Source organism: Bradyrhizobium sp. Ses1, from assembly GCF_059512365.1.
Window position 1 is genome coordinate 76,835 of sequence record NZ_JCAMOQ010000012.1, and the last position, 13,759, is coordinate 90,593.

Annotated in this window: 12 protein-coding genes; 6 read left to right on the plus strand and 6 right to left on the minus strand. The window is 63.2% G+C overall.

The features are described 5' to 3' along the window. Positions 1 to 8: 8 nt before the first annotated feature. Entirely contained in the window at positions 9 to 767 is a 759-nt protein-coding gene (locus tag AC5ZG5_RS16580; RefSeq protein WP_028166789.1) for an SDR family NAD(P)-dependent oxidoreductase, read from the minus strand. A gap of 60 nt (positions 768 to 827) precedes the next feature. Then, on the minus strand, positions 828 to 1,499 hold the full coding sequence (locus tag AC5ZG5_RS16585; protein WP_130225867.1) for a TetR family transcriptional regulator: 672 nt from the start codon (positions 1,497 to 1,499) through the stop codon (positions 828 to 830). Positions 1,500 to 1,646: 147 nt separating this feature from the next. Between AC5ZG5_RS16585 and AC5ZG5_RS16590 the strand changes: the two genes are divergently transcribed. The 5 genes from AC5ZG5_RS16590 (at position 1,647) to AC5ZG5_RS16610 (ending at position 8,622) form a co-directional block, all read left to right on the plus strand. Beyond that, a complete protein-coding gene (locus AC5ZG5_RS16590; RefSeq protein WP_456642888.1) occupies positions 1,647 to 2,819 on the plus strand; it encodes an acetyl-CoA C-acetyltransferase in 1,173 nt (390 codons plus the stop codon). Between the two features lie 188 nt (positions 2,820 to 3,007). Continuing rightward, on the plus strand, positions 3,008 to 4,549 hold the full coding sequence (locus tag AC5ZG5_RS16595) for an acyl-CoA synthetase (protein ID WP_456642887.1): 1,542 nt from the start codon (positions 3,008 to 3,010) through the stop codon (positions 4,547 to 4,549). Positions 4,550 to 4,723: 174 nt separating this feature from the next. After that, complete coding sequence (locus AC5ZG5_RS16600; RefSeq protein WP_456642886.1) at positions 4,724 to 5,878, plus strand: alpha/beta fold hydrolase; 1,155 nt, start codon at positions 4,724 to 4,726, stop codon at positions 5,876 to 5,878. A gap of 63 nt (positions 5,879 to 5,941) precedes the next feature. Continuing rightward, the gene (gene mbfA, locus AC5ZG5_RS16605) at positions 5,942 to 6,913 is read left to right on the plus strand and encodes an iron exporter MbfA (protein ID WP_456642885.1); all 972 of its coding nucleotides are present in this window, start codon (positions 5,942 to 5,944) and stop codon (positions 6,911 to 6,913) included. 239 nt (positions 6,914 to 7,152) lie between these two features. Next, complete coding sequence (locus AC5ZG5_RS16610) at positions 7,153 to 8,622, plus strand: amidase (protein ID WP_456642884.1); 1,470 nt, start codon at positions 7,153 to 7,155, stop codon at positions 8,620 to 8,622. A 260-nt stretch (positions 8,623 to 8,882) separates the two neighbouring features. Here the strand turns inward: AC5ZG5_RS16610 and AC5ZG5_RS16615 are convergent, their stop codons facing one another. Next, entirely contained in the window at positions 8,883 to 9,971 is a 1,089-nt protein-coding gene (locus tag AC5ZG5_RS16615) for a Zn-dependent alcohol dehydrogenase (protein ID WP_028169027.1), read from the minus strand. A gap of 74 nt (positions 9,972 to 10,045) precedes the next feature. Next, positions 10,046 to 11,827 carry an acyl-CoA dehydrogenase family protein gene (locus AC5ZG5_RS16620; RefSeq protein WP_456642883.1) on the minus strand — a complete coding sequence of 594 codons (1,782 nt, stop codon included), beginning with the start codon at positions 11,825 to 11,827 and terminating at the stop codon, positions 10,046 to 10,048. 108 nt (positions 11,828 to 11,935) lie between these two features. Between AC5ZG5_RS16620 and AC5ZG5_RS16625 the strand changes: the two genes are divergently transcribed. Beyond that, a complete protein-coding gene (locus tag AC5ZG5_RS16625; RefSeq protein WP_456642882.1) occupies positions 11,936 to 12,637 on the plus strand; it encodes an SDR family NAD(P)-dependent oxidoreductase in 702 nt (233 codons plus the stop codon). A 153-nt stretch (positions 12,638 to 12,790) separates the two neighbouring features. Here the strand turns inward: AC5ZG5_RS16625 and AC5ZG5_RS16630 are convergent, their stop codons facing one another. Next, positions 12,791 to 13,411, minus strand: coding sequence for a GNAT family N-acetyltransferase (locus AC5ZG5_RS16630; protein WP_456642881.1), 621 nt, complete (start codon positions 13,409 to 13,411; stop codon positions 12,791 to 12,793). A gap of 66 nt (positions 13,412 to 13,477) precedes the next feature. Then, entirely contained in the window at positions 13,478 to 13,693 is a 216-nt protein-coding gene (locus AC5ZG5_RS16635) for a DUF1127 domain-containing protein (protein ID WP_456642880.1), read from the minus strand. Positions 13,694 to 13,759 lie beyond the last annotated feature (66 nt).

Sequence of the window (13,759 nt, forward strand, 5' to 3'; positions counted from 1 at the left end):
AGGGAAGCCTACCGCGGGGCCATGCGGATGGCGCCGTCGAGACGGATGGTTTCGCCGTTGAGCATTGCGTTCTCGACGATATGCACCGCCAGCGCACCATATTCGTCGGGCTCGCCGAGGCGGGCCGGATGCGGCACCTGGGCGCCGAGGCTCTTGCGCGCCTCCTCGTTCAGACCCATCAAAAGCGGGGTGAAGAAGATGCCGGGTGCAATCGTGTTGACGCGGATCTTCAGGCTGGCGAGGTCGCGGGCCGCCGGCAAGGTGAGGCCGACGATGCCGCCCTTCGAGGCGGAATAGGCGATCTGGCCGATCTGGCCTTCATAGGCTGCGACCGAGGCGGTGTTGACGACGACGCCGCGCTCTTCGCCGATCGGCTGCGCCGTGGCGAGCCGCTCCGCGAACAGGCGCAGCACGTTGAAGGTGCCGATCAGGTTGACATTTATGATGCGCGTGAACTTCTCCAGCGGATAGACGCCGTCCTTGCCGACGATGCGCTGCGAGCCGCCGATGCCGGCGCAGTTCATCAGCACGCGCGCGATGCCGTGCGCGGCTTCCGCCTTGGCGATCGCGGCCTTCACCTGCTCCTCGCTGGTGACGTCGGCATGAAGCGCGACGCCCTTCACCTCCGCCGCGACCTTCTCGGCGTTCTCCTTGTTCTGGTCGAGCACGCCGATCTTGGCGCCTTTGGCGGCCATGGCGCGCGCGGTGGCGGCACCAAGGCCGGAGCCACCGCCGGTGATGAGAACAGCAACGTCTTTCAACTGCATGGGTACAACCTTTCCTTGGGCGTTTCTTTCTCTAGACTTGGGACTTCCAGAACTCGAAGGTCACTCGGCTGCAGCACCTTGCTTTGAAGGGTTGAGCATGCCGCCGAAGATCAGCGCTTCCATATGCTTGATGTATTCGCGGCAAACGTCGTCGGTGACCGGGCCGACGCCGGTCGCGCGCGACATCGCGTGGCGGCCGAAGAACAGGTGATCGCAGGCGCCGATCAGGCTGGTGTAGAACAGCACCGGATCGACCTCGCGAAATTCCCCGGCTCGCACGCCTTCGTCGAGCAGGCGGCGATGGAAATCCAGCAGCGGCGCGATGAAGAATTTTGACACTTCGTCGGCGGCCTCCGGGCTGCTCTCGTGCAGGAGATAATGGATCAGCCGGTTCATATAGGGGAACTGGTGATAGGCGCGGATGATGCCAGCGATGTGCAGCCGCAGCTTGGCCGTCGGCGCGATCGGCTGCGCGACCAGATATTCGAGCTGCGACATCTCGGTTGCGGCATCGCGCGCGAGCAGCGCCAGCAATAGCCCGTCCTTGTTCCCGAAATGATATTTCACCAGCGCGGCGTTGACGCCGGACTTCTGGGCAATGTCGGACAGCGACACGTCGATCGAAGCGCGCTCGATCATCAATTCGCTCGCGGCGACCAATAGCTTTTCCGCCGTGGCGTTTCTGCCCGCCGGAAGGCGCGTTGGTATACTGGTATTTAGCTGTGCTGCCATCTTCCCTGCCGGAACGTCCGCCTGGCAGATAACCCGATGCCGCGCCTGACCTCAAGAGTTAATTGATTGATTGACTAAAACCGTAGCCGCCCTTTTAATCCCGCCATCTTTGAAACGCCCATCCAGAACACTTAAGGGAGACTAAGCATGGCCGAGGCCTATATCGTCGCCGCTGCTCGCACCGCCGGCGGCCGCAAGGGGGGACTTCTTGCCGGCTGGCATCCGGCCGACCTGGCCGCGACCGTTCTGGACGCGCTGGTCGAACGTTCCGGCGCCGATCCCGCCCTGGTCGAGGACGTGATCATGGGCTGTGTGATGCAGGCCGGCGAGCAATCCAACAATATCGCGCGCAACGCGGTGATGGCCTCGAAGCTGCCGGAAAGCGTGCCCGGCACCTCGATCGACCGTCAGTGCGGTTCCTCGCAGCAGGCGCTGCATTTCGCGGCACAGGCCGTGATGTCCGGCTCGATGGACATCGTGATCGCCGCCGGCGTGGAATCGATGACACGGGTGCCGATGGGCCTTGCCTCGTCGCTGCCGCAGAAGAACGGTTTCGGCTACTACAAGAGCCCGAACATCGAGAAGCGCTATCCCAACATCATGTTCAGCCAGTTCACCGGCGCGGAGATGATGGCGGAGAAATACGGCCTCTCCAAAGACGAGCTGGATGAGTATTCCTATAACAGCCACCAGCGCGCGATTGCGGCAACCCAGGCCGGCCACTTCAAGGACGAGATCGTGCCGGTGCAGATCACCCGCGCCGACGGCACCACCGACACCCATCACATCGACGAAGGCATCCGCTTCGATGCCAGCCGCGAGGGCATCAAGGGCGTCAAGCTGATCGCCGAGAACGGCAAGCTGACGGCGGCGAGCTCGAGCCAGATCTGCGACGGCGCCTCCGGCGTGCTCGTCGTCAACGAAAAGGGGCTGAAGCAGCTCGGCGTCAAGCCGCTGGCGCGCATCCACCACATGAGCATGCTGGGCCATGACCCCGTGATCATGCTTGAGGCGCCGCTGCCCGCTACCGAACGCGCGCTGAAGAAGGCCGGCATGACAATCGACGACATCGACCTGTTCGAGGTCAACGAAGCCTTTGCCTCGGTGCCGACAGCGTGGCTGAAAACCACCGGCGCCGATCCCACCAGGCTCAACGTCAATGGCGGCGCGATCGCGCTCGGCCATCCGCTCGGCGGCTCCGGCACCAAGTTGATGACGACGCTCATCAATGCGCTCAAGCAGCGCAACAAGCGCTACGGCCTGCAGACCATGTGCGAAGGCGGCGGCATGGCGAATGTGACGATCGTGGAGCGGCTGTAAGCCGCGCCCGTTTGGTCGCTATAGCAACCACGCAAAAGGTGTCGTCCCGGGCTTGACCCGGGGCTCATAACCACAGGGTTTCGTGGTTATGCCCGGCTGGGGCTCCAGCCCAACTTTAAAACCACGATCAGTGGTTATGGGTCCCCGCTTTCGCGGGGACGACAGAAACGATCCCCAAGGAAACGTTCGTGACCCACCCCACCATCCACGCTCGCACGCATCCGGACAAGATCGCCTATCGGATGGCTGCTACCAGCAAGGCGATCACCTATCGCGAGCTCGACGAGCTCTCGAACCAGTGCGCACATCTGTTCCGTTCGCTCGGACTGAAGGCCGGCGACCACATCGCCTTTCTGATGGAGAACCGGCTCGCCTTCATGGAGATCTGCTGGGCGGCGCAGCGCGCGGGCCTCTACTACACCGCGATCAGCCGCTACCTGAAGCAGGACGAGATCGCCTACATCATCAAGGACTGCGGCGCCAAGGTCTTCATCACCTCGCCGAAATGCGCCGAGCAGGTGAAGGGCCTCATCAAGGGCGAGCCGGGCGAACCATTGTGGTTCATGCTGGACGAGCCGCTGCCGGGCTTCCGCTCCTTCGACAAGGAAGCGATCGTGCAGCCGACCACACCGATTGCGGACGAAATCGCCGGCTACGACATGCTCTATTCCTCCGGCACCACCGGCCGGCCCAAGGGCATCAAGAAGCAGTTCGAGGGTAACCCGATCGACGTCCCGAACCCGTTCCTGCGGGTGCTGTGCGCCGACATGTGCGGCATAAACGCGGACACCGTCTATCTGTCGCCGGCGCCGCTCTATCACGCCGCTCCGCTGCGCTTCAACATGATGGCGATCGTGCTCGGCGGCACCTCTGTTATCATGGAATCCTTCGACGCCGAGGAATTCCTGAAGCTGGTCGAGAAGCACAAGGTGACGCAGTCGCAGCTCGTGCCGACCATGTTCGTGCGCATGCTCAAGCTGCCGGACGAGGTGCGCACGCGTTACGACGTCTCCTCGCTGAAGGGCGCGATCCATGCCGCCGCGCCCTGCCCGGTCGACGTCAAGGCCAAGATGATCGAGTGGTGGGGGCCGATCCTGATCGAATATTACGCAGGCTCCGAGGGCAATGGCGTCACGGTGTCAACCTCGCAGCAATGGCTGGAGCACCGCGGCACAGTTGGCCGCGCTGTGGTCGGCAAGGTGAAGATCCTGGACGAGAAAGACGAGGAATTGCCGCCCGGCGAGATCGGCACGGTCTATTTCGCCGATGCGCCAGCATTCACCTATCACAACGATCCCGAGAAGACGAAGCGCGCCTATAACGCCAAGGGCTGGTCGACGCTCGGCGACGTCGGCTATCTCGACAAGGAAGATTTCCTCTATCTCACCGACCGCAAGAGCTACATGATCATCTCCGGCGGCGTGAACATCTATCCGCAGGAGACCGAGGATGTGCTGATCACGCATCCTGCGGTTTCCGACGTTGCGGTGTTCGGCGTGCCTAACGATGAGATGGGCGAGGAGGTCAAGGCCGTGGTGCAGCCGCACGACATGGCTGCGGCCGGCAAGGAGCTGGAGGCCGAACTGATCGCCTTCTGCAAATCACGGCTGTCTGCAATCAAATGCCCGCGCTCGATCGATTTCGAAGCCGAGCTGCCGCGCACGCCGACCGGCAAGCTGGTCAAGCGCCACCTCCGCGACCGCTACTGGCCGAAGCCGGCGAAGGCATAAGAGTGTAGTTGTAGTGTTGTCGTAGGGTGGGCAAAGCGCAGCGTGCCCACCTTTCTTGCACCGAATGTGGATGGTGGGCACGCTTTGCTTTGCCCACCCTACGGCAGTCCAGGCTTGTCCTGCGCATCCACGTCTTTACAGTCGCGCACATGACAAGACGTGGATGGAAACGCCATGAGCACTCTCCCCGACATTCCGCTCCCCTCAGGCATACGCTCCCGCTATGTCGAGGACATCAACGGCCTGCGCATGCATGTGCTCGAGGCCGGTTTCGAAACCAAAGGCCGGCCCTGTCTCCTGCTGCTGCACGGCTTTCCTGAACTGGCTTTTTCCTGGCGCAAGGTGATGCCTGTTCTGGCGGAGGCCGGCTACCACGTGATCGCGCCGGACCAGCGCGGCTACGGCCGCACCACCGGCTGGGATGGCGACTATGACGGCGATCTCGCCTCGTTCCGCCTGACCAATCTGGTGCGCGATTCGTTGGGGCTGGTGTCGGCGTTCGGCTACAAAAGCGTCGATGCCGTGATCGGGCATGATTTCGGCTCATCGGTCGCGGCGTGGTGCGCGCTGATCCGGCCGGACGTGTTCCGGGCGGTGACGATGATGAGCGCGCCATTCGGCGGCCCGCCGTCGCTGCCGTTCAACACCGCGGATGCGCCGGCGAAGCCGGCTGTGGAGGACCCGGTGCATCGTGAGCTCGCGGCATTGCCGCGGCCGCGCAAGAATTACCAATGGTATTACTCGACCCGCGAGGCCAATCCCGACATGCACCGCGCGCCGCAGGGCGTGCATGACTTCCTGCGCGCCTACTACCACCACAAGAGCGCGGACTGGAAAGGCAACAAGCCCTATCCGCTAGCGTCCTGGTCCGCGGGCGAGCTGGCGAAACTGCCAACCTATTACATCATGGATCTTGCCGAAGGGATGGCCGCCACTGTGGCGAAAGAGATGCCGTCGGCCGCCGAGATCGCCGCCAATCAATGGCTGCCGGATCACGAGCTTGCGTTCTACAGCGCCGAGTACGAGCGCAACGGCTTCCAGGGCGGACTGCAGTGGTATCGCTGCGGCACCTCCGGCGCCTTCGTTCCGGAGCTGCAGACATGGTCGGGCCGCACCATCGACGTGCCCTCCTGCTTCATCTCCGGAAAGCAGGACTGGGGCACCTACCAGCGGCCCGGCGTGTTCGAGGCGATGCAGTCGAAGGCCTGCAGCAAGATGATCGGCTGCCATCTGGTCGATGGCGCCGGCCATTGGGTGCAGCAGGAGCAGCCGGCGGAGGTCAGCCGGCTGCTGCTCGCATTTCTGCGCAACGCGCACGGCGGAAGGTGATTGACGCGGTAGCCAAGGCCGCCTAATTTAGAATAATTCTAAATTGAGTGAGAAGGCGGCTCCGTGAAGAACTTTGCCGATCTGACCGAGCGCGAAGTGCTGGCGGTCGCGATCGCCTCCGAGGAGGAGGACAGCCGCATCTACATGACCTTCGCGGAGGATCTCGCCGAACGCTATCCAGATACCGCAAAGGTCTTCGAGCAGATGGCTGAGGAGGAACGCGGCCACCGGCACCGGCTGCTCGAACTCTACGAGCAGCGTTTCGGCCCGCATCTGCCGCCGATCCGCCGCGAGAACGTAAAGGGCTTTCTGCGCCGCCGCCCGATCTGGCTGACCAAGAACTTGCCGCTCGACACCATCCGGAAGGAAGTCGAGACCATGGAGCTTGAGGCCGAGCGCTTCTATGCCAAGGCCGCCGAACAGGCCCAGGATGTCGGCGTGCGCCGCCTGCTCGGCGATCTCGCCGAAGAAGAGCGACACCACGAGAACCTCGCCGTCCGGCTCACTGACGATATCCTGAAGCCCGACGTGCGCGCCGAGGAAGACCGGACGCGGCGGCGCATGTTCGTCTTGCAATATGTGCAGCCCGGGCTTGCCGGACTGATGGATGGCTCGGTTTCGACCTTGGCGCCGCTGTTCGCCGCCGCCTTCGCCACCCACCAGAACTGGCAGACCTTCCTGGTCGGCCTCGCCGCCTCGATCGGCGCCGGCATCAGCATGGGATTTGCCGAGGCGCTGTCCGACGATGGCTCGCTGACCGGACGCGGCTCGCCGTGGCTGCGCGGCATCACCTGCGGATTGATGACGACGCTCGGCGGCCTCGGCCACACCCTGCCCTATCTCGTTCCCGATGCGTGGCCCAACGCGTTCTGGATTGCGACCGCAATCGCCAGCATCATCGTGTTCTTCGAATTATGGGCGATCGCCTTCATCCGCTCGCGCTACATGGATACGCCGTTCCTACAGGCAGTATTCCAGATCGTGCTCGGCGGCGCGATCGTGCTCGGTGTCGGCATTTTGATCGGCGCAGCCTAGAGCGCGATGACTTTTCTTCGAATCGTCATCCCGCTCTAGCTCTTTGTTTGAGCATGATCTTTTTCGGAGAACCGGTGTCCACTTTTCCGGATCATGCTCTAGCAATTCCTGTCAAGCATCGGTGCTGTCAGATCGGCGATGATCGCGCGTCGCGATGATGTGTGATGCCTCACGCTTGCGGGCCTCAGGCAAAGCAATCATCATCCCTGCCGGACCAGTCATCACATCGGGAGTCTGCCTTGGCCAAATCGCAATGGAGTTTCAAGACTGCGGTCGAGATATCGGCGGCGCTCGCCGCAAAGCAGGTGTCCGCGGTCGAACTGACGCAGGATGCGATCGGCCGGATCGAGCGTCACGATGCGAAGATCAATGCGGTCTGCGTGCGCGATTTCGATCGCGCGCTATCAGCGGCGCGCGCCGCCGACGCAGCTCTTGCCCGCGGCGAACAAAAGCCGCTGCTCGGCATCCCCATTACGGTGAAGGAGTCCTATAACATCGCCGGCCTGCCGACGACCTGGGGCATTCCCGAACAGAAGAATTTCACGCCGACCGAGGACGCACTCTCGGTTGCGCGAGTCAAGGATGCCGGCGCGGTGATCCTCGGCAAGACCAACGTGCCGCTCGTCCTCGGCGACTGGCAGAGCTACAACGACATCTACGGCACCACCAACAACCCTTACGACCTCGGCCGCACGCCGGGCGGCTCGTCCGGCGGATCGTCGGCCGCGCTCGCCGCAGGTTACGGCCCGCTCTCGCTCGGCTCCGACATCGGCGGCTCATTGCGCGTACCGGCATTTCATTGCGGCGTCTATGCGCACAAGCCGACCTATGCACTGGCGCCGTCGCGCGGTCACACGCCCCCTCCCCTGCCGCCGCTGCCATTCAATCGCGATCTCTCGGTGATCGGCCCGATGGCGCGTAGCGCGGCCGATCTGACGTTGCTGCTCGATGCGATCGCTGGCCCCGATCCGCTCGACTCCAGCGCCTACCGGCTCGAACTGCCGGCGCCGCGACATGCCGCGCTGAAAGACTTCCGCGTGCTGCTGATCGATACTGACCCGGTGATGCCAACGGATTCGGTGGTACGCGGCTCGATCGAAAAGCTCGCCGCCAACCTCGCCAAGGCAGGCGTCAAGGTCGAGCGCCAGAGCAAGCTGTTGCCGGACTTCGCTGCATCGAGCCGGCTCTATATGCGGATACTGATGTCGTTCCTCGCCGCTTCTTTCGCGCCCGACCTCTATGAGGGGGCCAAGCAGGCCGCCGCGGCTCTACCGGAGAGCGATACCAGCCTCGCCGCCGAACGGCTGCGCGGCATCGCGCTCAATCATCGCGACTGGGTGATGGCCGACGGCGGCCGCACCCGGCTCCGCGCGCAATGGCGCGAACTGTTCAAGACCTTCGACGCCGTGATCTGCCCGATCATGCCGACGCCGGCCTATCCGCACGACCATTCACCCGAGCAGGAGAAGCGCCGCATCATGATTGACGGCAAAGGATATGCCTATCCCGACCAGCTCGCCTGGCCCGGAATCGCGACGCTGCCTGGGCTTCCATCAACGGCGATTCCGACCGGCTTCGCGCCGGACGGATTGCCGGTCGGCGTGCAGATCGTGGGGCCTTGGCTGGAAGACCGCACGCCGCTGAAGCTGGCGGAATTGATCGAGCGCGAATTCGGCGGCTTCGTGCCGCCGAAGATGTTTGACGACTAGCGTCATGCGAGCCAACGGGTCGCGCGTACGCGCGCCCGATGACAGGCTCCGCGAAGCAATCCATCCACGCTCGCGGATGGATGGATTGCTTCGTCGCTTCGCTCCTCGCAATGGCGGGCGGAAAACTCGGTGCATGTAACGCCGTGACGTACAGCCGTCATTGCCGGGCTTGACCCGGCAATCCATCGCCAACAAGGACTTCTTTGCGGGAGATTGATGGATGCCCGGGTCAAGCCCGGGCATGACGTACAGAGAGTGCCTCAACTATCGAACATGATGACGCTGCGGAGCGTCTTGCCGGCTTTCATGTTGGCGAAGCCGTCGTTGATCTCGGACAGTTTCAGCTTGGCCGAGATCCAGTCCTCCAGGTGCAATTTGCCCCGCATGTAGAACTCGACCAGGCGCGGCATGTCGACGCGGAAATGGTTGGAGCCCATCGACGAGCCCTGGATGCGGCGCTCGCGCAGGAAATCGAAGCCGTGCAGTTCGATCTTCTGGCCGTACGGGATCATGCCGACGATGGTCGCGGTGCCGCCGGCTGCGAGCATGCCGAAGGCCTGCTCGGCGGTCTCCTTGCGGCCCAGCACCTCGAAAGAATGATGCACGCCGCCGCCGGTGAGCTCACGCACCTGCTGCACCACGTCGCCATTCCTGGGATCGATGATGTCGGTGGCGCCGAGCTTGGTTGCGAGCTGCAGTTTCGCGGGATTGGTGTCGATCGCGATGATGCGGCCGGCGCCCGCGATCTCGGCGCCGTTGATCGCGGCCATGCCGACTCCGCCGCAGCCGATCACCGCCACCGTCTCGCCGGCTTGCACCCTCGCGGTGTTCACGACCGCACCATAGCCGGTGATGACGCCGCAGCCGATGAGGGCTGCGAGCTCGAGCGGCATGTCCTTGCGGATCTTCACGATCGCATTCTCGTGCACCAGCATCTGCTCGGCAAAGGACGAGAGATTGAGGAACTGGTTCAATTTCTCCGGCCTGTTCCATTGCAGGCGATTGGAAGCACCCGGCAGCATCTTCACGGTGGTATCAGTGCAGAGCACGGTACGGCCGGTGGTGCAGTTGTCGCACGTGCCGCAGAACACCGAGAGGCAGGTCACGACATGATCGCCCGGCTTCACATAGTTCACGTCGGAGCCGACCTTCTCCACCACGCCGGCGGATTCATGGCCGAGCACGGCGGGCAGCGGATGCGGGTAGAGTCCCTCCATGAAGTGCAGATCGGAATGACAGAGACCGGCGACGGAAGTGCGGATCAAGACTTCGCGCGGTCCGGGATTTGGCAGGCTGACGTCCTCGATCACGAGCGGCTTGTTGACTTCGTACAGGACGGCGGCCTTCATCGGTATTTCCCCTCTGTTGTTTTATTATGACGCGCTCTCTGCACCTCTCCCTTTGGGAGAGGTGCAGAGACAGCCTACGCCGCGAGAAGCAATTCGCCAACCTCGGCCATGCCGACGGCACGCTCGCCGAGCAGGTGATCGGTGATGGCGCGCGATGCGGTATTTTCCGTTAGCCGGAACGGATCGTGGGTCGCCACGCGATGATCGATCACCAGGCGCGATAGCAACAGCCGCCGTGCATCGCCGCGCATCTCATGGATGCGCCCGCCTTCCCAGGCGAGAGTCACCGCGCTTGCCACGTGGTAAAGCAGGCTGGTCGCACGACGTGCTTCCGCTTCGTTGTCGATGCGGCTGGCAACCTCGCGTGCAAAGCCGATGGCGCGGTCGGTGAGTTCATGCAGACGGCTGCGCCAGGCCTGCGGCACATTGGCGCTGTCATCGAGCCGCGCGTGGAGATCCGCGGCAAGCGCCGCGTCGGCGCCATGGCGGCCGACGGCGCGCTTCAAGGCATCGATCGCGACGATGTTGCCGGTGCCTTCCCAGATCGAGCCGAGATGCGCGTCGCGCAACAGCCGCGCGGTGGCGAATTCCTCAATGTAGCCGATGCCGCCGCGCATCTCCATCGCATCGCCACAGACTTTTCGCGCATCGCGGGTGGCGCGGAATTTCAAGGTCGGCGTCAGGATGCGAAGCAGCGCCGCGGCGTCCTGGCTGCCGGCCTCGGCGCGGTCGAGCGCATCGGCGGTCAGGAAGCTCATCGACAGCGCCTGCTCGGTTGCGAGCATGATCTTCATCAATTGCCGCCGCGCCAGCGGCAGGTCGATGATGCGGCTGCCGAACACGACGCGGCCCTTCGCCACCGTCATCGCATCATGATACGCGCGTCGCATCAGCGCCGTCGACTTGACGCCGTTGGACAGCCGTGACGAGTTGACCATCTCGGCCATCTGCACGAAGCCGCGATCGAGCTTGCCGACCGCATAGGCGATCGCGCCTTCGAGCTTGATCTCGCCTGACGCCATCGAGCGCGTGCCGAGCTTGTCCTTGAGCCGCACGATCCGGTAGCGGTTCTGCGAGCCGTCATCGAGGAAGCGCGGCATCAGGAACAACCCGACGCCACGCGTGCCGGGGCCGGCGCCTTCCGGCCGCGCCAGCAGCATCACGACCTTGGCGTCCGCATTCGAGCAGAACCATTTCTCGCCATAGAGGCGCCAGTGATCGCCCTCCTGCACCGCAGTCGTCGTCAGCGTGCCGACGTCGGAGCCGCCTTCCTTCTCGGTCATGAACTGACCGCCTTGGGTCAGCTTTTCCATATCGGTCTGGGTCAGGCCATCGAGGTATTTTGCCTTCAGCGTCTCACTGCCGAAATTCGCCAGCAGCTTTGCGCAGCCGTCGGTGACGTTGATCGGACAGCCCATGCCGAATTCGGTCTGGTTGAACAGGAACGTGAAGGCGTGTTTTGCCACCACAGGATATTTATCCGGCCAACCCAAAATGCCCTTGCGGATCGACATCGCGTGAATACCGAACTCGCCGAACGCGGCCTTCTCCAATTCGCGATAGGCCGGGTGATATTCGATCCACTGCACGTCGCGACCGAACTTGTCGCGCTGGTGCAGCACCGGCACATGGCGGTCGGCAAGCCGCGCGCATTCATCGAGCGGGCCGCCGGCGAGCGCGCCGAGCCGATCGAGATGCGGCTCGATATGACGAAACAGCGCATCCGGCAGGTGCAGTTGCAGCAGGTCCTGAAACGCCGGATCAGCCTGGTAGAAATTCATGCCCGAGGTGTCGGGCGCGAGCAGGCCCGGCTGGTTGGCGATATCGGCGTTTGGACGTTGTTTCAGCGGCTGCATTGAAATCTCTGGTTCGTTTCCTCATCTGTTGGAGGAGACTATCGCACATCGAATGCCGGGATGTCGCCCTGCCAAGCAAAATCTTCTCCGGCAGTTCAAGGAAAGCTCATGGAAACCCCAAAATACAAGACCGCCCTGATCGTCGGTGTCGGCGAAGGCCTGAGCGCTTCGCTGGCGCGGCTATTTTCGCGCGAAGGAATTCGCGTGGCGCTGGCCGCACGGCAGATCGAAAAGCTCGGCGCACTCTGCACCGAGACCAGCGCGCGGGCCTTTACCTGCAACGCAACGGACGCCGACGAAGTCGAACGTCTGTTCGGCCTGGTCGAGCGCGAGATCGGAACGCCCGACCTCGTGGTCTATAACGCAAGCGCGCGGGCGCGCGGCCCGCTGGTCGACCTCGTGCCGGCCGATGTCGCCAACGCGATCGCAGTCTCGGCCTTCGGCGGCTTCCTGGTGGCGCAGCAGGCCGCAAAGCGCATGCTGCCGAACAAGCATGGCGCGATCCTGTTCACGGGCGCTTCGGCCAGCGTCAAAGGGTATGCGCAATCATCGTCGTTCGCGATGGGGAAGTTCGCGCTGCGCGGACTGGCGCAGAGCATGGCGCGCGAACTTTCGCCGCAGGGCATCCATGTCGCGCATTTTGTCATCGACGGCGGCATCCGCAGCAAGACGCGCCCTGATCCGGAAGGTCATCCGGATTCGATGCTCGATCCCGACGCGATTGCTCTCAGCTACTGGAACGTGCTGCAGCAACCGCGCAGTGCCTGGACCTGGGAAGTGGAGCTGCGCCCCTGGGTGGAGAAGTTCTAGCGCGGTGCGTAGCCCGGATGGAGCGAAGCGTAATCCGGGGATCTCGCGCGCGGCAGCTACAATCCCGGATTGCGCTTCGCTCCATCCGGGCTACGCGCTAAACAACAAAAAGAAAAAAGCCCGGTTCTGGGGCGGCCAGAACCGGGCCAGTGATCAAACCGCAAGCGAGGAGAAAGCGGCCTTGTCGGCAGCAGCGAGCCGCCAAGTGGCACATGGGATATCCCGCGGTTCGATAGCGATGTGTTTCGCGAAGCGCACCAGCTTCCAGTCGCCCGGGCTGTTGGCGAAGGTGTAACCGCCTTTTTTTGCCAGCCCGAGCATGGCGTCATTGGAACGCAAGGTGTCGCCGAACAGCCGTGCAGCGCCGAGCGCGGCGGCACGGCATTCGAGATTCTTCAACAGCGCCCGGCCGATGCCCTGGCCCTGCCAGCGGTCGTCGATCGAGACGCCGAACTCGATGCTCGCATCCTCCGCATGGAAGGCATAGCGCGCTTCGCCGACGATGATTTCGAAGCCGTCGACCGTCACGGTGGCGACGACGCTGAACTGCTCGCGCTCGCCGACATGGACAAAGTTTTCCAGCACGTTCTTCGGCAGCTCGCGCATGGCGCCAAAGAAGCGATTGTAGCGGGAGCGGGTCGAGAGCGAGCGGAAGTAATTCTGCAGTCCCTCCGCATCGCGCGGCTCGACGAAACGCACGGTGATCTTGTCGCCGCTGCGCGAACGCAGGACGTCCGAATACTGCTTGAGATCGTCGAGACGCAGGCTGGCCATGACACGCTCTCCGGAAAAAATGAGCCGGCGTCCCTCCACAGAGGCGACGCCGGCATTGGCGTCACCTCATGCCCGCCAGAAGGGTTTCTCGGCTTCATAAGCGACATCGCTCCAGGACTTGCCGATGTCGTGGAGATCGCGCTCCGACCATTGGGCCAGTTCGCGGCGCATCTCATAGCGCTGACGCCAGACGTGAAGGGTCTCGCTCAATTGGGTCAAAGCCTGTGCGAACAGGCCCTGTCCATGATGATTTATCATCGATTCATGGGTGCAACTGGACATGCTCAGCTCCTATAGCTAATCTCTTACCCGAAATATCTGCGCTGTTGTGGCCTTGCACAAACGACA

Bases quoted from the DNA above. Each gene is read 5' to 3' on its own strand.
- AC5ZG5_RS16580 (WP_028166789.1), bottom strand. From the start codon at position 767: ATGCAGTTGAAAGACGTTGCTGTTCTCATCACCGGCGGTGGCTCCGGC.
- AC5ZG5_RS16585 (WP_130225867.1), bottom strand. From the start codon at position 1,499: ATGGCAGCACAGCTAAATACCAGTATACCAACGCGCCTTCCGGCGGGC.
- AC5ZG5_RS16590 (WP_456642888.1), top strand. From the start codon at position 1,647: ATGGCCGAGGCCTATATCGTCGCCGCTGCTCGCACCGCCGGCGGCCGC.
- AC5ZG5_RS16600 (WP_456642886.1), top strand. From the start codon at position 4,724: ATGAGCACTCTCCCCGACATTCCGCTCCCCTCAGGCATACGCTCCCGC.
- AC5ZG5_RS16615 (WP_028169027.1), bottom strand. From the start codon at position 9,971: ATGAAGGCCGCCGTCCTGTACGAAGTCAACAAGCCGCTCGTGATCGAG.
- AC5ZG5_RS16620 (WP_456642883.1), bottom strand. From the start codon at position 11,827: ATGCAGCCGCTGAAACAACGTCCAAACGCCGATATCGCCAACCAGCCG.
- AC5ZG5_RS16625 (WP_456642882.1), top strand. From the start codon at position 11,936: ATGGAAACCCCAAAATACAAGACCGCCCTGATCGTCGGTGTCGGCGAA.
- AC5ZG5_RS16630 (WP_456642881.1), bottom strand. From the start codon at position 13,411: ATGGCCAGCCTGCGTCTCGACGATCTCAAGCAGTATTCGGACGTCCTG.
- AC5ZG5_RS16635 (WP_456642880.1), bottom strand. From the start codon at position 13,693: ATGTCCAGTTGCACCCATGAATCGATGATAAATCATCATGGACAGGGC.